Source organism: Spiroplasma endosymbiont of Atherix ibis (assembly GCF_964020005.1).
Taxonomy (GTDB): domain Bacteria; phylum Bacillota_I; class Bacilli_A; order Mycoplasmatales; family Mycoplasmataceae; genus Spiroplasma_A.
The window spans coordinates 40,507-66,917 of record NZ_OZ026474.1 but is presented as its reverse complement, the minus strand read 5'-3'; the positions used below and the strand labels follow the sequence as shown (position 1 = coordinate 66,917).

The 26,411-nt window shown below is 26.8% G+C and carries 19 protein-coding genes; 2 read left to right on the top strand and 17 right to left on the bottom strand.

Annotation, left to right across the window (positions count from 1 at the left end):
- Position 1: 1 nt before the first annotated feature.
- The 4 genes from AACK92_RS00325 to secA form a co-directional block, all read right to left on the bottom strand.
- Positions 2 to 1,099, bottom strand: a complete 1,098-nt coding sequence (locus AACK92_RS00325; RefSeq protein WP_339020994.1) for a bifunctional folylpolyglutamate synthase/dihydrofolate synthase — start codon at positions 1,097 to 1,099, stop codon at positions 2 to 4.
- A complete protein-coding gene (gene uvrA, locus AACK92_RS00320; protein WP_422397875.1) occupies positions 1,092 to 3,935 on the bottom strand; it encodes an excinuclease ABC subunit UvrA in 2,844 nt (947 codons plus the stop codon). The genes AACK92_RS00325 and uvrA overlap by 8 nt, the downstream gene beginning before the upstream one ends.
- Before the next feature lie 8 nt (positions 3,936 to 3,943).
- Positions 3,944 to 5,929, bottom strand: coding sequence for an excinuclease ABC subunit UvrB (gene uvrB, locus AACK92_RS00315; protein ID WP_339020991.1), 1,986 nt, complete (start codon positions 5,927 to 5,929; stop codon positions 3,944 to 3,946).
- 151 nt (positions 5,930 to 6,080) lie between these two features.
- A complete protein-coding gene (secA, locus tag AACK92_RS00310; protein WP_339020990.1) occupies positions 6,081 to 8,981 on the bottom strand; it encodes a preprotein translocase subunit SecA in 2,901 nt (966 codons plus the stop codon).
- A 146-nt stretch (positions 8,982 to 9,127) separates the two neighbouring features.
- Between secA and AACK92_RS00305 the strand changes: the two genes are divergently transcribed.
- Together AACK92_RS00305 and AACK92_RS00300 are read left to right on the top strand one after the other, a co-directional pair.
- The gene (locus AACK92_RS00305; RefSeq protein WP_339020989.1) at positions 9,128 to 9,736 is read left to right on the top strand and encodes a YigZ family protein; all 609 of its coding nucleotides are present in this window, start codon (positions 9,128 to 9,130) and stop codon (positions 9,734 to 9,736) included.
- 13 nt (positions 9,737 to 9,749) lie between these two features.
- Positions 9,750 to 10,679, top strand: coding sequence for a 5'-3' exonuclease (locus AACK92_RS00300; protein WP_339020988.1), 930 nt, complete (start codon positions 9,750 to 9,752; stop codon positions 10,677 to 10,679).
- A gap of 39 nt (positions 10,680 to 10,718) precedes the next feature.
- Here AACK92_RS00300 and AACK92_RS00295 read toward each other — a convergent pair whose 3' ends face one another.
- From AACK92_RS00295 to AACK92_RS00240, 13 genes are all read right to left on the bottom strand, one after another.
- The gene (locus AACK92_RS00295) at positions 10,719 to 11,006 is read right to left on the bottom strand and encodes a F0F1 ATP synthase subunit epsilon (RefSeq protein ID WP_339020987.1); all 288 of its coding nucleotides are present in this window, start codon (positions 11,004 to 11,006) and stop codon (positions 10,719 to 10,721) included.
- Positions 11,006 to 12,403, bottom strand: coding sequence for a F0F1 ATP synthase subunit beta (gene atpD / locus AACK92_RS00290; protein ID WP_339020986.1), 1,398 nt, complete (start codon positions 12,401 to 12,403; stop codon positions 11,006 to 11,008). The genes AACK92_RS00295 and atpD overlap by 1 nt, the downstream gene beginning before the upstream one ends.
- 11 nt (positions 12,404 to 12,414) lie before the next feature.
- Positions 12,415 to 13,266 carry an ATP synthase F1 subunit gamma gene (atpG, locus tag AACK92_RS00285; protein WP_339020985.1) on the bottom strand — a complete coding sequence of 284 codons (852 nt, stop codon included), beginning with the start codon at positions 13,264 to 13,266 and terminating at the stop codon, positions 12,415 to 12,417.
- A 1-nt stretch (position 13,267) separates the two neighbouring features.
- Complete coding sequence (gene atpA, locus AACK92_RS00280; protein ID WP_339020984.1) at positions 13,268 to 14,842, bottom strand: F0F1 ATP synthase subunit alpha; 1,575 nt, start codon at positions 14,840 to 14,842, stop codon at positions 13,268 to 13,270.
- A gap of 10 nt (positions 14,843 to 14,852) precedes the next feature.
- Positions 14,853 to 15,398 (bottom strand): F0F1 ATP synthase subunit delta, encoded by a 546-nt coding sequence (locus AACK92_RS00275; RefSeq protein ID WP_339020983.1) that lies wholly within the window; start codon positions 15,396 to 15,398, stop codon positions 14,853 to 14,855.
- Positions 15,399 to 15,402: 4 nt separating this feature from the next.
- Positions 15,403 to 15,921, bottom strand: a complete 519-nt coding sequence (gene atpF, locus AACK92_RS00270) for a F0F1 ATP synthase subunit B (protein ID WP_339020982.1) — start codon at positions 15,919 to 15,921, stop codon at positions 15,403 to 15,405.
- Between the two features lie 16 nt (positions 15,922 to 15,937).
- Positions 15,938 to 16,213, bottom strand: coding sequence for a F0F1 ATP synthase subunit C (locus AACK92_RS00265; protein WP_422397874.1), 276 nt, complete (start codon positions 16,211 to 16,213; stop codon positions 15,938 to 15,940).
- Positions 16,214 to 16,285: 72 nt separating this feature from the next.
- Positions 16,286 to 17,062: a F0F1 ATP synthase subunit A gene (locus AACK92_RS00260; protein ID WP_339020979.1), complete on the bottom strand. Its 777-nt coding sequence runs from the start codon at positions 17,060 to 17,062 to the stop codon at positions 16,286 to 16,288.
- Between the two features lie 42 nt (positions 17,063 to 17,104).
- Positions 17,105 to 17,458 carry an MG406 family protein gene (locus tag AACK92_RS05795; protein WP_422397867.1) on the bottom strand — a complete coding sequence of 118 codons (354 nt, stop codon included), beginning with the start codon at positions 17,456 to 17,458 and terminating at the stop codon, positions 17,105 to 17,107.
- 104 nt (positions 17,459 to 17,562) lie between these two features.
- Complete coding sequence (gene upp / locus AACK92_RS00255; RefSeq protein WP_339020977.1) at positions 17,563 to 18,186, bottom strand: uracil phosphoribosyltransferase; 624 nt, start codon at positions 18,184 to 18,186, stop codon at positions 17,563 to 17,565.
- A gap of 11 nt (positions 18,187 to 18,197) precedes the next feature.
- Positions 18,198 to 18,623 (bottom strand): ribose 5-phosphate isomerase B, encoded by a 426-nt coding sequence (gene rpiB, locus AACK92_RS00250; RefSeq protein ID WP_339020976.1) that lies wholly within the window; start codon positions 18,621 to 18,623, stop codon positions 18,198 to 18,200.
- A gap of 152 nt (positions 18,624 to 18,775) precedes the next feature.
- A complete protein-coding gene (gene rpoC, locus AACK92_RS00245) occupies positions 18,776 to 22,525 on the bottom strand; it encodes a DNA-directed RNA polymerase subunit beta' (protein WP_339020975.1) in 3,750 nt (1,249 codons plus the stop codon).
- Between the two features lie 14 nt (positions 22,526 to 22,539).
- Positions 22,540 to 26,358 carry a DNA-directed RNA polymerase subunit beta gene (locus AACK92_RS00240; protein ID WP_339020973.1) on the bottom strand — a complete coding sequence of 1,273 codons (3,819 nt, stop codon included), beginning with the start codon at positions 26,356 to 26,358 and terminating at the stop codon, positions 22,540 to 22,542.
- Positions 26,359 to 26,411: the final 53 nt, after the last annotated feature.

Genomic DNA, 26,411 nt, shown 5'->3' with positions numbered 1-26,411 from the left:
ATTATCGCACCTCAAATCATTTATAAACTAATGGAATAAAATATAAACTTCCACAGACTAAAATATTTTTATCCTTATTATTATCTAAAAATACTTCTCAATTATCTATAATTTTGAATTCTTTAAATTTATTTTTATCTATTTTTCATGATTTTTTATGGATAAATTCTGTTAAAAATATTTCTTTTTTTATTTTTTTAAAAACCTCTAGTATTTTTATTTGATCTTTTCTTTCACTAGAACCAAATAAAATTATTAAATTATCTATGTCTTTTATTTGCTTAGAAAGTTTTACAGCTCCATCATAATTATGACAACCATCTAAAATAAGTAATGGATCTGTTTTTAATATAGTAAATCTTCCAAGTGGAGATTTACTAAAAGATGCAAATGGTATATCCAGATACTTTAAAGTTTCTAAAGCAAGTCCTTTATTAAAACTTTGATAATATATTGAATCTTCTATTTGTTTTGTATAAATTTTTTTATTAAGATTGACTTTATCAATAATTTTTTTATATTGTAGATTATCAGCGCTTATAAAAATTTTTACATTTTTTTTTGCAATTGCAAGCTTTTGATAAATTATTTCTTCTATAGAAGGCCCAAGAATTTCTTGATGATCTAAACCTAAAGAAGTAACACAAACAGCAAGTTGTTTTTCAAAAACATTTGTAGAATCTTTAAATCCTCCAATACCTGCTTCAATAACTGCTACATCAACTTTTTTTTCATTAAAATAAAGTATTGCTATAAAAGTTCAAATTTCAAAAAAAGTAAGCTCATATTTTTTAATTACTTTCTCATTATCTAATAATAATCTTTTTAAATCATTATCAGATATCATTTCTGTATTAAATTGAATTCTTTCGTTTTGATATATAAAAGCAGGTGAAATAAATAAACCTACATTTTTAAATTTAGTTTTTAGTCCACTAAAAATAAATTGAGAAGTTGAACCTTTTCCATTTGTACCTACAATACTAATTACACTAAAGTTATTCTGTGGTTTTCCAAAATCATCTAATAATTTTTTTAAATTATAATTTTTTTTAAAAATTATATCTGATGGAATTAATTCTTCTTCTACACTAATCATTTAAATACTCCTTCAAATATTTAGCAGTAAAACTTTCTTTACTTTGAATAATTTTTTCAGGTGTTCCTGTTGCAAGAATAGTTCCTCCACCGCTTCCACCTTCAGGTCCTAAATCTATTAAATAATCTGAAACTTTTATAAAATCTAAATTATGTTCAATAGTTAAAACAGTATTTCCCTGATTTACTAAAATATTTAAAACTTCAATTAATCTTTTGACATCATCAATATGTAAACCTGTTGTTGGTTCATCCAATAAAAATAAAGTCTTTCCAGTTTGTTTTTTTAATAAAAATGTTGATAGCTTAACTCTTTGTGCTTCTCCCCCTGATAGAGTTGTTGCATTTTGACCAAGTTTTATATACCCTAAACCTACAGCTAAAATTGTTTCTAATTTTTCTCTTATTTTAGGAATATTTTCAAAAAAATTATGTGCTTCTAGAACTGTCATATTTAATACATTTCAAATATTTTTTCCTCTATATTTTATTTGTAAAGTTTCTTCATTATATCTTTTTCCATCACAAATTTCACAAACAACTTCAATAAATCCTAAAAATTGCATATCTACACGAACAACTCCATCACCTCAACAAGCATCACATCTTCCCCCAGCGACATTAAAACTAAATCTTCCTTTTTTATAACCTCTAATTTTAGATTCAGGAATTTCAGCATAAAGATCTCTTATATCATCAAAAACTGATGTATATGTTGCTGGATTTGATCTTGGAGTTTTACCAATAGGATCTTGAGAAACATAAATTATTTTATCAATATTTTCTCAACCCTTTATTGATTTATATTTTCCAGGACGAATTAATTCTTTATTTAACTCTTTTTTTAATCCTTTATAAATAACTTCTTCTACTAAAGTGGATTTTCCACTTCCACTAACTCCTGTGATAGAAATAAATTTACCTAAAGGAATTGTTACATCAATGTTTTTTAAATTATTTTCTGTAGCTCCTTTAATTTCAATTTTTAATCCATTACCCCCTCTTCTTTTTTTAGGAGTTGGTATTGAAAGTTGTTTTGATAAATATTTCCCTGTTAAAGAATTTGGGTTTTTATATATTTCTTCATAGGTTCCTTGAGCTGTAATATTTCCCCCATCAACTCCAGCTCCTGGACCTATATCAACAATTCAATCAGAAGCTTTCATTGTATCTTCATCATGTTCAACAACAATTAATGTATTTCCTAAATCTCTTAATTTTTTTAATGTACTAATTAATTTATCATTATCTCTTTGATGCAAACCAATTGAAGGTTCATCTAAAACATAAAGTACACCTGATAATTTTGAACCTAATTGTTTAGCTAATCTAATTCTTTGTGCTTCTCCCCCTGATAGAGTTGTTGCACTTCTTGATAAAGTTAAATAGTTTAATCCTACTTCATTTAAAAAACTAATTCTTGAAACCAATTGATTTAAAACTAAACTTGCAATTTTTTGTTGTTGCTCTGTTAAATTTAAATTTAATAAAAATTCTAACTCTTCTTCAATTGTCATTTCCACAAAATCAGCAATTGATAAATTATTAATTTTTACACTAAGAGCAACATCATTTAATCTTTTACCATCACAAGTTTTACAAACTTTTGACATCATATACTTTCCATAATATTTTCTATTTTCTTCTGATTTTGTTTCTATATATTTTCTTTCAATTAAAGTTGCCACACCTTCAATATAATCAAATGCTCTAAGAACATTACCACTTACTGTTGTAATTTTTGTTTCAATTGGTTCTTCACTGCCATAAAGAATTACATTAATTTGCTTTTCATTTAATTTATTTATTTTAGAATTTAAATCTATAAGATAATAATCACAAAGTAATTTAAATTTTTGTCACTCAATATTTGTTGTATCAACAATATTTTTGTAATATAAAATTCCTCCTTCTCTAATTGAAAGTGATGAATCAGGAATTATTAGACTTGGATCAGCTTCTAAATTTACACCTAATCCTGAACAAGTTTCACAAGCTCCATTTTTTTTATTAAAAGAAAATAAATTAGCCTCTAAATTTGGAATTGAAAAGCCACATTCATTACAAGAATATTTAGTTGAAAATAATCTTGTAAATTCATTTTTTTTAGGATAATTAATTTTTATTAAACCATTTGAATATCCTAAACCAACTTCAATTGCAGAATAAATTCTTGATTGTAAATCTTCATCTTTTAATTTATAAATTAATCTATCAACAACAATATCTATGTTGTGTCTTTTGTTTTGTTTTAATTGAATATCATCTTCTAAATTTTTTATTTCCCCATTAATTTGAACTCTTAAGAAATTTTCTTTTTTTAATTTTAATAATAAATCTTTATGAGTTCCTTTTTTATCTCTTATAACTGGAGCTAAAATAAAAATTTGATCATCTTCTTTTGTTTCTTTTTTAATTGTTTCAATTATTTCTTTTAATGAAGAAGTTTTAATAGGACCATGCCCATTTATACAAAAAGGAGTTCCTATATTTGCAAATAATAATCTTAAATGATCATGAATTTCTGTTGTAGTACCTACAGTTGATCTTGGATTATGACTTGTAGTTTTTTGATCAATTGAAATTGCGGGGCTTAAACCTTCTATTTCATCTACATCTGGTTTTTCAACAGATTTTAAAAACTGTCTTGAAAATGAAGATAGTGATTCGATATATCTTCTCTCACCTTCTGCATAAATTGTATTAAAGGCTAATGAAGATTTTCCGCTTCCTGAAAGACCAGTAAAAACAATAAGTTTTTCTTTAGGAATTTCAATATCAATATTTTTTAAATTGTGTTCTCTTGCTCCTTTTACAATAATTTTTTTATTCATAATTATACCTTCTAACTTTCTACTTGTAACTCTAAAATAAGATCTCTAAGTTCTGCAGCTTTTTCATAATTTTGTTCTTTTGCTGCAGTTAACATTTGTTTTCTTAAATCAGAAATAAAATCTTCTCTTTTTTTCTCTTTATCTTTTCTTTTTAATTTTTTTAATTCATCAACTTTATTTCTAATTGCTGAATCAGAAATAATATTTGATATTTTTTTAATAATTGTTTTTGGAGTTATTTTATGAGCAATATTATATTCTTCTTGAATCTTCCTTCTTCTATCAGTTTCTTCAATAGCTTCTTTCATTGATTGAGAAATTGAGTCTGCATAAAATATAACTCTACCTTCTGAATTTCTTGCAGCTCTACCTATTGTTTGAATCAAACTTCTAGTATTTCTTAAAAAACCTTGTTTATTTGCATCTAAAATGCAAACAAGACTTACTTCAGGAACATCTAATCCTTCTCTTAATAAATTAACCCCCACTATAACATCATAAACTCCTTTTCTTAAATCTGTTAAAACTTGATTTCTTTCTAAAGTTTTTAATTCAGAATGAAGATAAGAAACTTTTATATTTCTTGATTGTAAATAAGTTGTAATATCTTCAGAAATTCTAATTGTAATAGCAGTTATAAAAACTTTTTGTCCTTTTTTTACAACATTGTTTATCTCATCGACTATATCATTCATTTGATTTATAGTTGAGCGAATTTCAATTTGTGGATCAACTAAACCAGTAGGTCTAATTATTTGTTCAATAACTTTATTTTCTGTTAAAGCTAATTCATAAGGACCTGGTGTTGCAGAAGTATAAATTGTGTTCTTTAATTTTTCTATAAATTCTTCAAATTTAAGAGGTCTATTATCAATTGCACTGGGTAATCTAAATCCATGTTCTATCAAAGTTTGCTTTCTACTTCTATCTGTATTATACATTGCATTTAATTGTGGAATCATCATATGTGATTCATCAATAATTGTTAAAAAGTCATCACCAAAATAATCTAATAATGTAAATGGAGGAACACCTGGAGCTCTGAAATCTAAATGGGGCGAATAATTTTCTATTCCACTACATATTCCAAATTCACTCATAGTTTCCATATCATATTTTGTTCTTTTCATTAATCTATCTGCTTCAATAAATTTCTTTTGATCTTGAAATCATTTAACTCTTTGTTCAAGTTCTTTTCTAATATTTTCTACAACTAATTTCATTTTGTCAAAATTAGTTACATATGCAGCAGCAGGATAAACTGTAAACATTCTTAACTTTTCTAAAACATGATTGTTTAAAATATCAATCATCTCAATATATTCTATTTCTTCACCAAACATAGAAATTCTAATATGGTATTTATCAGTTCAACTTGGTGCAATTCTAATTACATCACCTTTTGCACTAAAATAACCCATTGCAAGATCATTTTCATCTCGTATATATCCAGTTTGAACTAAAAAAGTTAGCAAATCTTTTTTAGATAAAATCTGACCTACTTGGAGTTCAAAAAATACATTTCCATATTCTTTTGGATCTTGAGTTGCATAAATACAAGCAACTGAGGCAACAACTATTGTATCTTTTCTAATCATTAATGCATTCATAGCACTTAATCTCATCATTTCCAAATCATTATTTCTTTTTGCATCTTTGTCAATATATAAATCTCTTGAGGGAATATATGCTTCAGGTTGATAAAAATCAAAATTAGAAACATAGTACTCTACTCTATTATTTGGAAATAATTCTTTTAATTCTATATACAGTTGCATCGCAAGAGTTTTATTATGTGCTAAAACTAATGTTGGCTTATTTATTTCCTTAATGACATTTGCCATTGTGAAAGTTTTACCAGTACCTGTTGCACCCATTAATACTTGATTTTTAACATCCTTTTTTAAACCATCAATCAATTTAATAATTGCATTTGGTTGATCTCCACTAGGTTTATAATCAGTTACTAATTCAAATTTTTGTTTTAAATTTTCCATATATTATACTCATATCTATTCTAGGAACTAAAAAATCTAGAGCTTAGCCCCTAGAGATGTTATTTCCTAGCAATTATTTTACATAGATAAATGAAAAAAACAAGAAAAATATTTAATTCTTGTTTATACAAATTAATTATAAAATATTTTATTATCCTAGTTTAGTTTTAGTTTGAACTTGTTCTGTATCTTCAATATCATCTTCTGATATTGAACCATCAGGATTTGTTTTAAAAACCTTTTTAATATTTCCATCTTCATCAGTTATTGTAAATTGCTTTTGATTAGATTCAAATTGAGTTGCAATTGCCATTAGTATCTGTGTTTCTATTAAAAGACTAGTTTTTTCTTCATCTTTTTCAGTTTCTTTTATCAATTTATCAAAACTATCTTTAACTTGCTCTTTTGTAAATGCTTTACCAAGATTAAATTTCTTAGTTATTTTTTCTATAGCTTCAAATGATAATTCAGCTGCCTGTTTATTTTGTTGAGCAAACATATCATCAAGTTTTTTCATTAAACCATCAAGAACTGCAAATTGGAAATTTACTTTTTCTAATTCACTTTTATCATTTTTAAATTGTTTTTTTAGTTCTTTAAATCTTTTTTCAACAGCTATTCTTGCAAAATTCTCTTTTGGAATATTTCATTCCTTTAAAATTTCATCAATATCTTTATCTGTTATATTTACAGTTTTAGGTTCTAAATCTACAAAATTAATCTCCTCATTCATTTTCATTTCTTGAACAAATGAGCCATTTAATTTTATAATTGTTTCTTCTGCAATCATAACTTTCATTTTATTAAATAATTTTGCAGACTCTTCTACATATTCATGTAATGGATTATTTTGTGCATACTGTTGCAAGTAAATACCACTTCTTAACTTTTGAGTTAAATTAATATGTTTTTGTCAGTAGTAATCTAAAGTTTGAAGAATTGTTCTTCTTTCCATTTCAGAAATTACTTCATGGGGAACTAAGCTAGATCTATTTATATAATGTTCCATCATTTTTTCTGATATTTTTTTAGCTATATCTTGTTTTTCCAAACCTACAAAATCTTCTTCTGTTAAACTTCCTTCAAAAACAAATTTACCATCTATTTCTTGAATTAATAATGGAATATTTATTGTTCTTTCTCCACGAACTAACTCTGAGTTTCTTTCTACAAATTCAAATGCAATTGTATAATGAAATCTTGAAAGAACAACTTTTAAAGATTCTTGTTCCAAAATTGAATCTCTTTGTGCATAAATAGCTTCACGTTGTTGTGAAAGAATATTATCATAATCAAGAACGTTTTTACGTTGATCAAAATTTAAACCTTCCAATTTTTTTTGAGCATTTGTAATTGCTCTTGTAAATAATTTAGATTTAATATGATCGTCTCCAAGTTTTAAGAACATTTGTCTCAACTTTGGAGAAGAGAAACGAACCATAAGTTCATCTTCCATTGAAATATAAAATCTTGAAGTTCCTGGATCTCCTTGTCTTCCTGCTCTACCACGTAACTGATTATCAATACGTCTTGCTTCATTACGTTCAATACCCATAACAAATAATCCACCATTTGCTTTTGCTGCATCAGAAAGCTTAATATCAGTTCCACGTCCTGCCATATTAGTAGCTAAAGTAATTGAACCTACTTGTCCTGCTTTTTCAACAATTTCTGCTTCTCTATGGTGATTTTTTGCATTAATCATCTCAAACTTTAAATTAGCATTTTTTAAATAATGAGCTACTTGTTCTGATGATTCAACTGAAGTTGTACCAATAAGCACAGGTCTTCCAGCTTGTGTAACTTCTTCTAAATCTCTTACTAAATGCTTTAATTTTGCATTTATTGTTCCAAAAGTTAAATCTGCTTCATCAACTCTAATAACTGGTTTATTTGTTGGACAAACAATTACTCTTGTATTATAAATTTTTAAGAATTCTTCTTCTTCTGTTTTTGCAGTACCTGTCATACCAGAAAGTTTACTATAAAGTCTGTAAAAATTTTGATAAGTAATAGTTGCAAGTGTTGTTGTTTCTTCTTCAATTTCAACACCTTCTTTTGCTTGAAGTGCTTGTTGTAAACCATCACTATATGCTCTACCAGGCATAGTTCTTCCTGTAAATTGGTCAATTAAAATAATTTCGTTATCTTGAACAGTATATTCTACTTCTAATTTAAATGTGAATAAAGCTTTTAAAGCATTCATAATTAAGTGAAATAGCTCAGTATTTCTAAAGTCAAATAAGTTTTCAATACTAAAGTATTTATGAGCTTTTTTGATCCCTGACTCAGTTAAATAAACTTGTTTTGATTCTAAGTCAATTTCTATATCCATTTTTGAGTCTAAAGTTTTTGCAAATGAATCCGCTGATTTATATAAATTGATTCTATTTTGACTACCTCCTGAAATAATTAATGGAGTTCTTGCCTCATCTATAAGAATTGAATCAGCTTCGTCAATAATTGCAAAATTTAACTTTCTTTGAACTTTTTGATCTAAACGATAAACCATATTATCTCTTAAATAATCAAATCCTAATTCTGAATTTGTTGTATAAGTAATATCTTGTCCATAAGCAATTCTTTTTTGTTCTTTTGAAAGATCTCTTCCATTTAAACCAACAGTTAAGCCCAAAATACTATAGACACTTCCATTTATTTCACTATCTCTTTGAGAAAGGTATTCATTAACAGTAACAACGTGAACTCCTAAACCTGAAAGAGCATTTAAATATGCAGGAAAAAGACCTGTTAAAGTTTTACCTTCCCCAGTTCTCATTTCTGCTATATCACCTTGATGTAAAATAATTGCTCCGATAAGTTGAACTTTATAAGCTTTTAATTTTAAAACTCTAAAAGCAGCTTCTCTTACAACTGCAAAAGCTTCAACTAATAGGTCATCTAAAGTTTCTCCTTTTTCTAATCTATCTCTAAATTCTTGTGTTTTATTTGCTAAATCTGAATCACTTAATTTTTCATAAACTGATTCTAGTGAGATAATTTCATCAGCTATTTTTCCATTTTTTTTAATTATCGATTTATCTCTTGCCATTAAAATGCTCCTTTTTATTAAGTCAAAATCCTAATAATTATACAATTATTATTAGTAAATATAAAGTTATAGTATCAATATTTATTAGAATTTATAATAAATATAAATTTTGTTATATTTTAATCTTATTAAAGGTAAAATAATAAATGATAGAAGTTATGATATCTTTAAAAATACTAAAAAATGAAAAAATTATTGAATGTAATTATATAGTTAAGAAATCAAAATTCATTACCTATATTTCAAAAATTAAAAATAAAGAAGAACTAGATATATTCATAAAAAATAACAAGGATAAAAGTGCAACTCATAATTGTTATGCCTTTAGATATGGGGATAAAAAATTAACTTATGGATACAATAATGATGGAGAACCCAATGGAACAGCAAGTGAACCATTGCTAAAGTTAATTGAAATTAATAATTTAACCAATCTAATTATTTTTGTAAAAAGATATTATGGAGGTATTAAATTAGGAACAGGAGGCTTACAAAAATCTTATAGTACCTGTGCTATTAAATTCCTAAAAGAAACTAATTTTAAAAAATTGGAGTTTCTTTATAATATAGAGATTTCTTTTAATATTTCTGATATTAAAAATATTAATCTATATTTAAAAAATATATCTGATGAAATTAAATATAAATATATAAATGAAATTGTTCATGCTAATTTTAAATTAAAAGAAATAGAAAAATTAGATTCAATTAAAAATAAAATTAAAATAGAAAAAAAAGAACAAGGATATTACTAAAAGGAGAATAGCAATGAATAAGAAAAAAGTGGTAATCATAGATGGATATCACCTTCTTCATAAGGGATATTATGGAAGTTTAAAAAGAAAAAAAATAGCAATAAATAGAGAAGGTTTTTTAATAAATGCAGTCTATGTATTTGTTGCAAATATTTTTCAATTAATTCAATCAAATGAATATCATACAGTCATAGTAACATTTGATGTTGGCAAAGAGTGTTGAAGAAGAGAAATTTATCCAGAATATAAAGCTACAAGAAAAGAAACACCATCTGATTTAATTCCACAAATGCAGCTAGTAAGAGATTTTTTAACTTCAGCAAATATTCCGTGATATGAAAAAGTAAAATTTGAAGGTGATGATATTATGGGAACAATTGCTAGAATAGCAGTTAAATTGGGATATCAAGTAGATATAATATCAAATGATAAAGATACATATCAATTAGTTTCAGATGATGTAAGAATTGTTTCACAACAATCTAAAAAATGTAAACAAGAAGTAATTACAACAAAAGAAGTAATTGAAAAATTTGGATGTAAACCATATCAAATACCAGATATGAAATCTCTATTAGGAGATCAATCAGATAATATAAAAGGTGTTAGAGGTATGCACTACAGTACTGCTACAAAACTTATCTCAAAATATGGTTGCATTGAAAATGTTTATAAGAATTTGAAGGATTTTCCCGAAGAACAAAGAAAAAAACTTGAACAATGTAAAGATCAAGTTTTAATGAATAAACAAATAGCTCGTATTTTAAAAAATGTTGAAATTGGAATAATAAATTTTAAACCATTAAAAGTTAATTACATTAGATTTATGGGATTTTTAAAAAGAGAAAAAATGTGAGCATTTACTAAAATGATTGAAGATAAAGTACAAAAACAATTAGAAGTTAGAGAAAAAAGAAAAGCAGAACAAGAATTAAAATCTTAAATCTGCTTTTTTAATTATAAAAAAAATCTTATAAAGTAATTATTTTTTTAATCGTTGACCTTTTTCATTTACTTCATATAATCTTTGAGTTAGTATTTTAATTTGCTCTTTTGAAACTCTTAATATTCCTCTATGCAAATGAATATATTTTACAGTACCATTTATTTCATACTTCATATCTCCAATTAACAAAGTAGAAACTATTGATGAGTGATTTGCATAAATGGTAATTTGCCCGTCTGCAGTTCTTACACTAACACTTTCAACTTTTAAATCATTTATATATATGCCTTCAGGAGTAATTATTTTTAATTTAGTTAATTGCATTATTTTTTACTTTTAAATTTCTCAATTACTTCTTGAATTGAACCTGCATACATAAATAGAATTTCTGGAATGTTGTCTACATCTCCTTTTAAGATTGAATCAAAAGAATTTATTGTTTCAGCTATAGGAACATATTTACCACTTCTTCCAGTAAATTTTTCACCAACTGTAAATGGTTGTGACATAAAGTTTCTAATTTTTCTCGCTCTATTAACAACTATTTTATCTTCTTCTGAAAGCTCTTCCATACCAAGAATTGCAATAATTGATTGTAGTTCTTTATACTTTTGTAATATCTCTTGAACTTTTAAAGCAATTTGGTAATGATTTTCACCAACTATTTCAGGATCTAACATTCTTGAACCTGAATTTAATGGATCAATAGCTGGATATATTCCAAGAGATGCTATTGTTCTGTCTAAAACAACACGAGCATCTAAATGAGTAAAAGTTGTTGCAGGTGCTGGGTCAGTTAAATCATCTGCAGGAACATATACTGCTTGAACTGAAGTAATTGATCCTTTTTGAGTAGAAGTAATTCTTTCTTGAAGTGCTCCCATTTCTGTTGCAAGTGTTGGTTGATAACCAACAGCTGAAGGCATTCTTCCTAATAAAGCAGAAACTTCTGAACCTGCTTGTGTAAATCTAAAAATATTATCAATAAATAATAAAACATCTTGATTTTTAAAGTCTCTAAAGTATTCAGCAATTGTTAATCCAGTAAGAGCAACTCTCATCCTTGCTCCTGGTGGCTCATTCATTTGTCCAAAAACTAAAGATGTTTTATCAATAACACCAGCATCAATCATTTCATAATAAAGGTCATTGCCTTCTCTTGTTCTTTCTCCAACTCCAGCAAAAACAGAAATTCCCCCGTGTGCTTTAGCAATATTATTAATTAATTCTTGAACTAAAACCGTTTTACCAACTCCAGCTCCACCAAATAGCCCAATTTTTCCTCCCTTTGCAAAAGGCATCATTAAATCAATAACTTTAATTCCAGTTTCTAGAATTTCAGCAGAAGTAGCAAGTTCGTCATAATTTGGAGCTAATCTATGAATAGGCATTCTTTCACTTTCAACTTCAGGTTTATCATCAATAGGATCTCCAAGAACATTAAACATTCTTCCTAAAACTTTGTCTCCAACAGGAACACTAATTGGTTTTCCAGTGTTTATAGCCAATATTCCTCTAACTAATCCTTCAGTTGGCCCCATAGCAATAGTTCTAACTAAATCATCACCTATATGTTGAATAACTTCAAGAACTAATTTAACTCCATTATTATCTAATTCTATTGTATTATAAAGTTTTGGCAGATCTTCTTGTTTGAATTTAACATCAACAACAGGACCCATAACTTGAACAACTTTACCTTGTGTAATTTTTTCTATCATATTCATTACCTCTAATCTTCATTTTGAGCATTAACTCCACCAATAATTTCACTAATTTCTTGAGTAATATTTTCTTGTCTTTTTCTATTAAGTATTACTCTTAAACTTTCTGAAAGTTCTTTTCCATTTTTATTTGCAGCTTCCATAGTCATTCTTCTGCTTGCTTGTTCTGATACTTGTGATTCAATTATTGTTCCAAATAAAATTGTATTTAAATACATTGAAACACTTGTTGTTAATACTGTTTCTGGATTTGGTTCTAATATTACATCTTCATATGTATCTGAGTTATTGACTTTCTTTTCTATTGGAAACATATCTAAAACTCTTGGTTCAAAAGTAACATTATTAATAAATTTTGTATAAACTATTTTTATTTGATCAAATTCTTTTTGAACAAAATAGTTTAATAAGTTAACAGACATTTCTCTTGAGTATTCATTTGAAAAATCAACATCAATATCTGTAAATTGTTCTTTCATTTTAATACCATTTGCTTTACAAAAATTTATAATTTTTGTCCCTATAGCAAATACACTATCAGTTTTTTTATTTATTAATGGTTTTAAAACTTTAACAATATTTGAGTTATATCCTCCACATAATCCTAGATTTGATCCAATAACTATTCATAAAGTACTTGATAATTTCTGATTTGGTTTTTTTAAATATATTGAATCCTCAGAATGAGAAATAATATAATTAAAAACATCATAAACTTCATCTAAATAAGTTTGAATGTTACCCATTCTTTTAGATATTTTTTTTAATTTTGAAGTTGCAACTAATTCCATTGCTCCTGTAATTTTTTTAATATCTTTTATATTACTTAGTTCAGTTTTTAATTCGCTAAGATTTGCCATATTAACTTAATTTTTTATATTCTTCTTCTTTACCAAAATCAGATGCTTCATAACCTTTTATTTTTGAGGTCATATCTTTTAATACTAAAACAACATGAGATTTTATTTTTGCATAAAGTTCATCTGTAAAATCTTTTTCTGTTGCCAACAATTTTCTAAGTGCTTTTGCTTCCTTATTATTTTCAAAATGATTTATAATTGACTCTTTAAAATTAATCATTTCATTTAAAGGTAATCATTTTATTAATCTTTCTTTAATAGCTAACAATATAATTGATTGTTCTATTTGAGAAATTGGTTTATATTGTCTTTGTTTTAGCAACTCAACAATTTTTTGTCCATGATTTAAAGTTTCTTTTGTTGTTTCATCTAAATCACTTCCAAATTTTGCAAATGATTGAAGTTCATAATATTGAGCTAATTCCAATTTTAAAGTACCTGCAACTTTTTTTATAGCTTTAATTTGAGCTGATGAACCAACTCTTGATACTGATAGTCCTGTATCTACAGCAGGTCTTATTCCTGAATTAAATAATTGCTCTGATAAAAAAATTTGTCCATCTGTAATTGAAATAACATTTGTTGGAATGTACGCTGAAATATCACTAGCTTGAGTTTCTATAATTGGAAGAGCAGTAATACTTCCTCCTCCATAATTTTCATTTAATCTTGCAGCTCTTTCTAATAATCTTGAGTGTAAATAAAAAACATCTCCTGGATAAGCTTCACGACCTGGTGGTCTTCTTAAAAGCAAAGCTAATGTTCTATAAGCAATAGCATGTTTTGACAAATCATCATAAATAATTAAAACATCATCGCCTTTTGACATTCACTCTTCTGCAATTGAAACACCAGTATAAGGTGAAATATATTGCATTGGTGCAGATTCACTAGCTGATGCTGAAATTACTGTTGTATATTCCATTGAACCTGCTTGTTTTAATTTTTCTACAACTTGTGCAACCGTTGATTCTTTTTGTCCTATAGCTACATAAACACATTTAACATTTTTGCCATTTTGATTAATTATTGAATCTATTGCAATAGCAGTTTTACCAGTTTGTCTATCACCAATAATTAATTCTCTTTGTCCTTTTCCTATTGGAATAATAGAATCAATTGCAAGTATTCCAGTTTCCATTGGCTCATTAACTGATTTTCTTGACATAACTCCTGATGCCATTTTTTCAACAGGAGCAAATTTATCATTATTTAATGGACCATTTCCATCAATTGGTAGTCCTATACCATTCAAAACTCTTCCAAGTAATTGATCTCCAACAGGTGTTTCAACAACTTTTTCTGTTCTTATAACTTTATCACCCTGACGAATTTTTGAATCATCTCCTATAATAACTGCACCAATAGCTCCATCTTCTAAATTAAGAGCCATTCCATAAATATTGTTTGAGAAAATTAAAAGTTCACCCATCATAACTTTATCTAATCCAAAAAGTAAAGCAACTCCATCTCCAATACTTGCTACAATACCTTCTTGAGATTCAATAATTTCTTTATCATATTCTTTTATTTGTTTTTTTATGACTTCAGATATTTCATTTATCTTAAGTGACATATAATCACCTCTATTTTCTATTTTCTAAAATACTGTTCTTCATATTTTCAACTTTTCCTTTTAATGAATAGTCAAAAACATTATTGGCAACTTCAATTCTGACTCCTGCAATTAATGAATTATCAATTTTATTTTCTAATTTTACTTGCTGATTTATTTTTTTATGAATTTTTTCTTCTATTGATAAAATAGTTTTTTTATCTATTTCAATTGTTGAATAAATAATTCCTTTTTGAATTTTTAAAGTTTTTCAAAGTTTATCTATTGAAGTTTTAAAAATATAATTTAAAGATGAAAAACATTCTCTTTCAATTATTAGTTTTAAACAATTTAAAAGTAAAATATCTATTTCCTTTTTAAAAATTTCATTAATAAAATTTATTCTTTTTTTAAAAGGAATAAATTTATTTGATAAAAAAACCACAGCTTCTTCATTTTCTTCAAAAATATTTTTTAGATTTTCTAATGTCTCTATAAATAATTTAACTTTGTTTTCTTCAATTGCCAATTCACAAATTGCTGTTGATCAATTATTAATTAGACTTTGTTTTATCATTTATTTAATCCAAACTTTTTATAAAATCTTTAATCATTTTTGCATTTTTTTCTTTAGAAACATTTTCCTTCATTAATTTTTCAGCTGCTACAAATGCCAAATCAATTACTTCTTGTCTCATTTGCTCTTGCATTTCATTTCTCTCAAAATCAATTGCTTGTTTAGCATGTGTTTGAATATTTGTAGCTTCTGTTCTTGCATTTTCAATTATTTCTAACCTTAAATTATCTGCTGATAATTTAGCTGAATTAATAATTTGTTTAGATTCTTCTTTTGCAGAATCTAAAAACTTAAAAGCCTCTTTATTATTTCTATTAGCTTTTGCTTGCTTTGTAGCTGCATCATCTAATAATTCATTAATTTTTTTTCTACGTTCTTTTATCATTTCTCTAAATGGTTTATAAACTAATTTTGTAAGTAATATCAAAATAACTATTGTTGATAAGATATGTGCAATAAAATTAGCTAAATTAGGAAATAAGAGTTTCATAACGTCAGGAATTCCTGAAGCTTCTAAAAACATAATTCTCACACCTTTCTTATGCTACAAAAATTAGTAAAATTGCAATAACTAATGCATAAATTGCTCCTGATTCAGCAAAACCAGCAGTAATAATTAATGTTGAAGTAATTTTTGGTGCAGTTTCAGGATTTCTTCCAATTGCAATACATGCTCCATATCCAACTAGTCCTTGACCTATTGATGCTCCAATCATACCTACTCCAGTAATACCAGCACCCAGATATTTTAATCCTTCTCCAACTGATTCACCAGTATTAGCTAAAAACATTAATAATGTTGTATAAAGAGGCATAACTGAAATAAAGTTACCCCCTATTGTTATAGTAAGTGTTTCTATAAACATAATTTTTTCTCCTTTTATAAACTATCTTTCTAATTTTTCTTTTTCTTCATTTGCACTTTCACCATTTTTTGCTCCAGATCAATATGATAAAGTTAACATTGAAAAAACTATCGATTGAATTGCTCCATCAAATAAATCAAAGTACAAATGTAATCAAGGAAGGGAAATAACTGAGAAAATATTAAACCCTGCTCATCAGTAGTTTAATTTATCTTCTCACTCCATTCCAGGACCACTCGGTCAAAATATATTTCCTTGAAGTTTTATTAAGCTAGCATAAAGCAAACCTAATAAAATAATTCCTCCAAGAATATTTCCAAATAACCTAAAGGAAATTGAAATTAATGGTACAAATTGTCCAATAATTTCAATTGGATTATAATATCTTTTAAAGAAAGCTAATTTTTGATATCTTAATCCATAATAATAAATACCTATAAATGTTACCATTCCCATTGAAAATGTTACAGTATACGAACTAGTTAAAGGTTCTATACCTAAAATTGCTACTATTGAAGAAACCATAATATACATAAATAAATACATAATATATGGTGTTAATTTTCTATGAGATTTTCCCATAATTGTAACTACCATATTTTCAACTTTAGTAATAAACATTTCTGTTAAAACTAAAAAACCAGTTAATTTTTTGTCATCTTTATAATTTCTAATTTTAACATTATAAACTATACAAAATGTACAAATAATAATACAAGTTAATAAAATAGATAAAAGTTGAGGAGTTATTGACTTTCAAATATACAACATTATTTTGCTTTCTTCTGGAAGAAACATAAAAAAACCTCCTTTTTTATTTTTTGGTTACCATATAAAAATTTACTTACTCTTATTTATAAAAATTAAAGGAATTCAATTTATTAAAAATGCCATTAATAGAGCATATATACTGAATATATTTGGTAAATAAAAACTTATAAGGAATGGAACAATATAAAAACCAATTCTTAGAGTTAAAAAAAACATAAAATTATAAGGATTTAAATTAGTAGCCAAATCTTTTATTGATATTTTCATAAATGTAAAAGAAATATACAAAAAAACTGACCCTAAAATATACCCTGTAATAAATGTATAACTAACAACTTTAAACAAAACAAGAATTGATATTAAAACTAGAATTAATAAAATAAAGAATAAAAATACAGTTATTCTTTTATTTTTAAGTAACATTAAAATCACCTTTATTAAGTTCCATCTAATTAATAATACTCCTATTAATTTGCAAAATCTATAAAATTTTTATTCATAATAAAAAAATAATTATTTTCTAATAATTATTTTGTTCCAAAAATTCTATCCCCAGCATCTCCAAGACCAGGTTCAATATAACCATGATCATTTAGAATTGGATCTAAACTAGCTGTATAAATATCAACATCTGGGTGATCTTTGACTATTCTATCAACACCTTCTTGTACAGCAACTAAACAAACAAATTTTATTTGTTTAGCTCCTCAACTTTTTGCAATTTCAATTGCCTTTGATGCACTTCCTCCAGTTGCTAACATTGGGTCAACAACAATTACATAACTTGTTTCAATATCTTTTGTAGTTTTTGCAAAATATTGAACAGGTTCTAAAGTTTCTTCATCTCTATAAAGTCCTACATGAGCTATTCTTGAAGTTGGAACTAATCTTTGAATTCCTTCTGTCATTCCAAGTCCGGCTCTAATAATTGGTACTAAAACTACAGGTGTATCAATTGTATATCCTTTTGTCTTAGTTACTGGAGTATTAATATCTATTTCTGCCAAAGGCACATCTCTAAATATTTCATAAACCATTAACTGTCCAATTTCATTTAAATTATCTCTAAAGTCTTTAGAAGATGTCTCTTCTTTTCTCATTCTAGTTAATTTATCTAAAATAAGTGGGTGTTTAATTATGTTAAATGCCATTTTATCTCCTTTTATTGATTATTAAGTTTATTTACTCTGTTAGAATGTCTTTCTTCAAACTTCGAATTTAAAAAAATATCTACTAATCTAACTGCTTTTTCAATTGCTATCATTCTTGCTCCAAGTGCTAATATATTTGCATCATTGTGTTCTCTTGCAAGAATTGCTGTTTGATCTTCATAACAAAGTGCTGCTCTTGCACCTTTAACTTTATTTGCAGATATTGAAATCCCAATACCTGTTCCACATATCACTATTCCCATTGCATTTTCTTCTACAACTTTTGTTGCAACTTGCTTACCAAAATCTGGATAATCTACTGAGTCATTAGAATTTGTTCCAATATTTACAACTTCATGTCCATGTAATTTTAAATAATCCACTATTTTATTTTTCATTTCTGTTGCTGTATGATCGTTTCCTATAAAAATTTTCAAATTATGAATCCTCCTTAAAAAATAATATACACTATTTTAATTTTATTACTATTATATAAAGAAAATAGTTAATATTTTAATTTAAAAAACTGATAATTAAAAAAATACCATTAATTTGGTATTTTTTATTCTATTTACAACTTTAAAATTTTTTAGTATTCTGAATTATATGTATCTTTACCTTTTTTAATAATATCTGCACTACCAGTTAATCCTGTTCCAGCAGGTATTAAATTTCCTAACATAATGTTTTCTTTTAATCCTTCAAGTTTATCAACTTTTCCTTTTATAACTGCTTTAACAAGAACTCTTGCTGTATCTTGAAATGATGCACTAGACAATCATGAATCTGATTCAAGTGGTGCTTTTTTAATACCAAAAATAACATGTTTTGCAAGAGGTGGTTTTTTACCTGCAATAATAGCATTTTTAACTTCATTTCTAAATGTTCTTGATGAAATAACTTCTCCTGGAAGTAACTCAGTTTCTCCTGAGTCAATAATTTTAACTTTATTCAACATTTGTTTAACAATAATTTCAATATATTTATCTGAAATTTCAATTCCTTGTAGACGATAAACTTTTTGTACTTCTTTTAAAATATAGTTTTGAACATCTTCAATTCTTGCAACTTCTAATAATTCTTTTATGTTTATTGCTCCTTCAGTTAATTTTTGACCACGAGTTACAACTTCACCTTTTGCTACTCTTAAAATAGCTCCATATTGTGATTTGTATTTTCTTTCATCTTGATCTGATGAAACAACAATTGTTATAATTCCATCTTCTTCTGTTGCTTCTTTAATAAATCCATCAATTTGTGAAATTATAGCAATTGAACCTTTTGGATTTGTAACGTCAAGTAATTCTTTAATACGAGGTAATCCTTGTGTAATATCTGCTCCCCCAGCAACCCCTCCGGTATGGAAAGTACGCATAGTTAGCTGAGTACCAGGTTCACCAATTGATTGAGCAGCAATAACTCCAACTGGTTCACCAATTGTAACAACTTCTCCAGTTGCTAAGTTTACACCATAACATTTTCTACATACACCACGGTTTGTATTACATGTTAATACAGTTCTAATTTGAACTTCTTCAATACCTGCATTAATAATTTCATCAACTAAAGACAATGTAATTAATGAGTTTTCTTCAACAATTACTTTTCCCTTTGAATCAACTACATCACTAAAAGTAAATCTTCCAAGAAGTCTATCTTTTAATGGAACAATAATATTGTCATGTTTTGTTTCAATAATTGAGTGAACATCAAAACCTTTTGAAGTTTTACAATCATCTTCTGTAACAATAATTTCTTGTGAAATATCAACAAGTCTTCTTGTTAAATAACCTGAGTCAGCAGTTTTCAAGGCAACGTCAGCCATTCCTTTTCTTGCTCCGTGAGTAGAAATAAAATATTCTGAAACTGTTAATCCTTCACGGAATGATGATTTAATTGGAATTTCTTTAATATCACCTTTAGGGTCATTCATAAGACCTCTCATACCTACTAATTGTGTAAAGTTAGATACGTTACCACGCGCTCCAGAATCAGCCATAACAAATACTGGATTTTTTGGATCTTTTTTAAGAACTTCTTCAAGTCTATTTTGAATTTTATCTTTTACATTTGATCAAACATTAATAACTCTACGTTTTTTTTCTGTTTTTGTTAACATACCCATATTATAAAATTCAGTAATTTGTGAAACTTTTTCATCAGCTACTTTAAATTCGTCAAATTTTTCTGTATAAGCAACAACGTCAGCAGCACTAATTGTTGTTCCTGATTTAGAAGAGAATTTAAATCCTAAATCCTTCATGTTATCTAACATTTGAGCTGTTTTTTGAGCTCCAAATAATTTAAAGTATCTTTCAATAATTAAAGATAGTTCTTTTTTCTTAATTGGTTGTTGAATTATATATTCATTTTCAATGAAGCTTCTAATATCTGTATTTTCATCAACAATAAATTTTTCAATTTCAATTTCCGCATTATTAATGTTTGAATTAACAATTCAAGGAAATTCTTCTACAAACATTTGGTTAAAAAAGATTTTACCAACTGTTGTAATTAAAAATTTATTTTTATGTTTATCAGATATTTTTTTATTTTTTAATTCACTAACTGGAAGTGCAACAATTGCATTTAGTGAAACTGAATCTGTTTCATAAGCTATTTTTACTTCATCATAACTTGTAAATAATGTTCCTTGACCTTGAACATTTTTTTCTTCAGTTGTTATATAGTAATTTCCTAAAATCATATCTTGAGTAGGAGTAACAATTGGTTTACCATCTTTTGGACCTAAAATTGCTTTTGATCCTAACATCAATGCTCTAGCTTCAGCAACAGCTTCATCACTTATTGGTAAGTGAACAGCCATTTGGTCTCCATCAAAGTCAGCGTTAAAAGCTGTTGTTACTAAAGGATGAAGTCTAATTGCTTTACCTTTAACTAATTTTGGTTCAAATGCTTGAATACCTAAACGGTGAAGAGTAGGAGCACGATTTAATAATACCGGTCTATCTTTAATTACTTCTTCTAAAATATCTCAAACTTTTGAGTCATTTGTTAATATCATTTTTTCTGCAACTTTTACATTTTCAGCTAAATCTCTTTCTTGCAATCTTCTAATAATAAATGGTTTAAACAATGTAATAGCCATATCTCTTGGAATTCCTGCTTGATACATTTTTAAATCTGGTCCAATTACAATAACTGAACGACCTGAATAGTCAACACGTTTTCCTAAAAGGTTTTGACGGAATCTTCCTTGTTTTCCTTTTAAAATTGATGTTAAAGATTTCAATGGTCTCTTATCTTTACCAGTAACTGGTCTTGGTTTACGTTCATTATCTAATAAAGCATCAACAGCTTCTTGTAACATACGTTTTTCATTGTTAACAATAATACTTGGTGCTCCCATTGATTTAACTTTTTTTAAACGTTCATTTCTAATAATAATTCTTCTATATAAATCATTAATTTCAGAAGTAGTAAATCTTCCACCATCCAATTGAATAATTGGTCTAATATCTGGCGGAATAACTGGAATTACATGTAAAACCATTCATTCTGGTCTTGATTTTGATTTTTTTAATGAGTCCAAAACTTCAAGACGTTTCATTAATTTATTCTGTTCTGATGATCCTTTTTTGTCTTTTAAATCTTCTCTAATTTTTTCAATTTCTTTATCTAAATTAATATTTTTAAGTAAATCTTCAATAGCACTTGCTCCAATACCAAATTTAGCATTAATATATCTTGAAATAAAAGTAGAAGCTTCATCCATTGAGAAAGGTACATTTGGAGTTCCTAATTGATTTATCAAATTATCTGCTCTTTTTCAAGCAAATGTATCTGGTTCAATATTAGCTCTAATGTCTTCTAAAGTTTTTAATAATTTTTCTCTAGTTTTTAAACTTGCTTTAGCATTTCCTAAATCTAAAACCATACCTTTTTTAAGATATTTTGAATTTCCAGGATCTAAAACTATATAACTTACAAAATAAACTACTTCTTCAACTTCTTTAGTTTTTAAGTCTAAAATTGAAGCAATTCTTGAAGGAGCAACTTTTAACATTCAAATATGTGTTACAGGCTCTTCTAACTCTATATGTCCCATTCTTTCACGTCTAACAATTGATTCAGTAATTTCTACTCCACAACGTTCACAAATTTTTCCTTTATTTTTTACTTTTTTATATTTACCACAAGTACATTCATAATTTCTTGTTGGTCCAAAAATTCTTTCATCAAATAGACCTTCTTTTTCTGTTTTTAATGTTTTGTAGTTAATTGTTTCTGGTTTAGTAACTTCACCACGTGATCAACTTCTAATCACATCTGGAGAAGCTAATTGGATTTTAATCATTCTTTTATTTGAATTTGCCATACTAAAACTTCTCCTTATTCTTCTTCTATACTTTCACTATCAAAAGTTATTTCATCATCTTCATTTGTTTCAACATAATCTTTAATATCATAGTCATTAAATGATGTTTCTTCATCTAAAAATTCTGTATCAATATCAAATTCATCGTCATCATCATATGCATTAATTTGTACTTTATTTCCTTCTTCATCAATCATATGCATATCAAATCCTAATCCCATAATTTCTTTTGTAAGAACATTAAATGATTCTGGAATTCCTGGTTTAGGAATTGCTTTAGATCTAACAATTGATTCATAAGTTTTAATACGTCCCTTAATATCATCAGATTTAATTGTTAAAATTTCACGTAATGTGTAAGCAGCTCCATAAGCTTCTAAAGCTCAAACTTCCATTTCTCCGAATCTTTGTCCACCATTTTGAGCTTTTCCTCCCAATGGTTGTTGTGTAATTAATGAATATGGTCCAATATTTCTTGTATGTAATTTGTCATCAACCATGTGAGAAAGTTTTAACATATACATAACACCAACTGAAATTGGTTTATCAAATGCTTCTCCTGTTCTTCCATCAATTAATTTAACTTTTCCATAATTGTCCATTCCAGCTTCTTTCATAATATCTTGTAATTCTTGCTCTTTTACTCCTTCAAAAACAGGAGTATTTACTTTAATTCCAAGTTTTTTAGCAGCCATACCTAAATGTATTTCTAATACTTGTCCAATATTCATACGTGAAGGAACCCCTTGAGGATTTAACATAATATCAACTGGTGTTCCATCTTCCATATGAGGCATATCTTCAATAGGTAAAATTTTTGAAATAACACCTTTGTTACCATGACGCCCAGCCATTTTATCTCCTTCTTGAATTTTACGTTTTTGAACAATATAAACTTTAATTATTTCTAAAATATCTGCTGGTAAATCATGACCATCAGCTCTTGAGAAACGTTTAATTGATTTAATAATTCCTTCTCCACCGTTAGGAACTCTTAATGAATTATCTTTAACATTTCTTGATTTTTCTCCAAAAATTGCATTTAATAATTTATCTTCAGGTGACAATTGTGTTTGTGATTTTGGAGTAACTTTTCCAACTAAAATATCTCCAACTTTAACTTCTGAACCAATTGCAACAATTCCATCTTCATCTAAATATTTTTTACTTACTTCTGAAATATTTGGAATATCTTTTGTAATTTCTTCAGGGCCTTGTTTTGTTTGTCTTCTTTCAATTGTATATTCATCAATATGAATAGAGGTAAATCTATCATCAATTACAATACGCTCTGAAATAATAACAGCATCTTCATAGTTATAACCATTTCATGTTGTAAATGCTACAACTACATTTTGTCCTAAAGCTAATTCTCCTTTTTCCATTGAAGGACCATCAGCTAAAATATCTTTTGATTTTACTTTATCTCCAATTTTAACAATTGGTAAATGAGTTATAGCAGTTCCATTATTTGAACGACTAAAATCATTTAAATCATAAGTTTTAATTCCATCTTTTTGTTCAATAACAATTTTTTTAGAGTCAACATATTTAACAATACCAGATGCAGTTGCAACAACAGCATCTCCTGAGTCTCTAGCAGCTTCATGTTCAACACCAGTTCCAACAATTGGTGATTCTGGATTAATTAATGGCACTGCTTGACGTTGCATGTTAGCCCCCATAAGAGCACGGTTAGCATCATCATTTTCTAAAAATGGAATACATGATGTTGCTATTGAAACAATTTGTTTTGGAGAAACGTCAACATAGTCAATATCTTGAGGAGCAACCATAATGTCATCTCCTCTATAACGAGCAATAACTTGATCATCTAAAATTGTTCCATCTGATGCAAGATTAATATTTGCTTGAGCAACTACATATTCTTTTTCTTTATCAGCAGTTAAGTATTCATATTCTCCTGACATAACTCTTGTATTTTTTACTTTTCTATATGGAGTTTCAATAAATCCATATTCATTAATTTTTGCATAAGTTGATAAATTGTTAATTAATCCTATATTTGGACCTTCAGGTGTTTCAATTGGACAAATTCTTCCATAGTGAGAAGGGTGAACGTCACGAACTTCAAGTGCAGCTCTATCTCTACTTAAACCACCTGGTCCTAACGCTGTTAATCTACGTTTATTTGTTAATTCTGCTAATGGATTTGTTTGATCCATAAATTGTGATAGTTGAGAAAGATTAAAGAATTCTCCTATTATAGCAGTTAATGGTTTGTTATTAATAATACTTGATGGTTTCATTTTAAATGGATTTGAAGTTGCAAGTTTTTCTCTTACATTTTTTTCAATACGCATCATACCAATTCTGAATTGATTTTGCAATAATTCCCCTACAGTTCTAACTCTTCTATTTCCTAAATGATCTATATCATCAATTTCACCTATTCCATCCATTAAGTTAATTGCATATGAAATTGTTGCAATAATATCTGGTAAGTTAATAAACTCATCATTTGATTTTTTTGTAATACCAATAATTTTCGCTGTTTCATCTCTTAAATCATTGTCTTTAAAAACTTTAACTTTTTGAATTTCATTACCAGATGTAATTGCTTTATTAAAGTTAATTTTTTGTACCATTGCTCCAGCTTCTAATACTTTATCTAAATCATCTAAAATATCTTTTGTTATTTCAGTTCCTTTTGCAAAAGCTACTTTTCCTTTAACATCAACAATATCTTCTGCAAGAACACGACCAATTAGTCTATTTTTAACAGATAATTTTTGTTGTAATTTAAATCTTCCAGCTTTTGTTAAGTCATATTTTCTTTTATCAAATAATAATCCATATAAATATTTACTTGCTCCATCAGCTGTAGCAGTTTCTCCTTGACGGATTTTTTTATAAATTTCTTGAACTTGATTTTCATAATCAATTTCGATATCACCAGTTAATGTATCTAATTCATAACTTGATTCTATTACTTCATTATTATCAAATAATTCTAAAATTTCTTCTTTTTGAATTTTAAAAGAAGTTAATAAACTTGTTGCTGTTGTTTTTCTTGATTTGTCAATTTTTACATAAAAAACATTTGATACTTTATTATCTATTGTTTTTTTAGAATCCAACTCAAATTCTAATCATGTTCCTCTTGATGGAATTATATCAGCAAAATAAATCATTTCACCATTTTTACGATTCATTTCCTCTTTAAAATAACTTCCAGGAGAACGAACTAATTGTGAAACAACAACCTTTTCACTTCCATTAATTATAAATGTTCCTCTATCTGTCATTAATGGAAATTCACCAAAGAAAACTTCCCCTGTTTTATAAATATCAATATTAACTAAATACATTTCTTCTTTTTCTTCTTTGATTTCAATTTGAATAGTATCTTTTTCACCAGTTTTACCTTTAAATTCAAAAAAGAAAAGTTGTCCTTTACTATCTTTAAAATCAACACCTGTTGATTCTAATTTTTCTTGTAATCATCATTTTAAAAATGTTTCCATTGAACCTGAAATTTCTTCTTTGAAAACTTCTACATCTTCCATATGGATAGTTAGTGATAAGTTTGCATAAATTGGAGCTTCAAATATTTTTGACTCTTCTTTTGCTTTAGTGATTGACATTCTTGACTCTCTAAACTCTCAATCTGTCATTGAAAGAACAATCTCTCCATCAGCTGAAACAACTGGAAAAACTTCTTCAAATACTTCATTGATTCCTTTATTTTTAAATCAATCGAATGTATCTGTTTGTAATTCTATAAGATTTGGTAATTCTAAGTCACCAGATACTTTTGCATAATCACGTCTTTCCACAAACGCATTAATTTTCTTAATTTTATAATTCATTTATTATTATCCCCCGTTCAAATAAAACATACGCAAACAAATTATATATTATT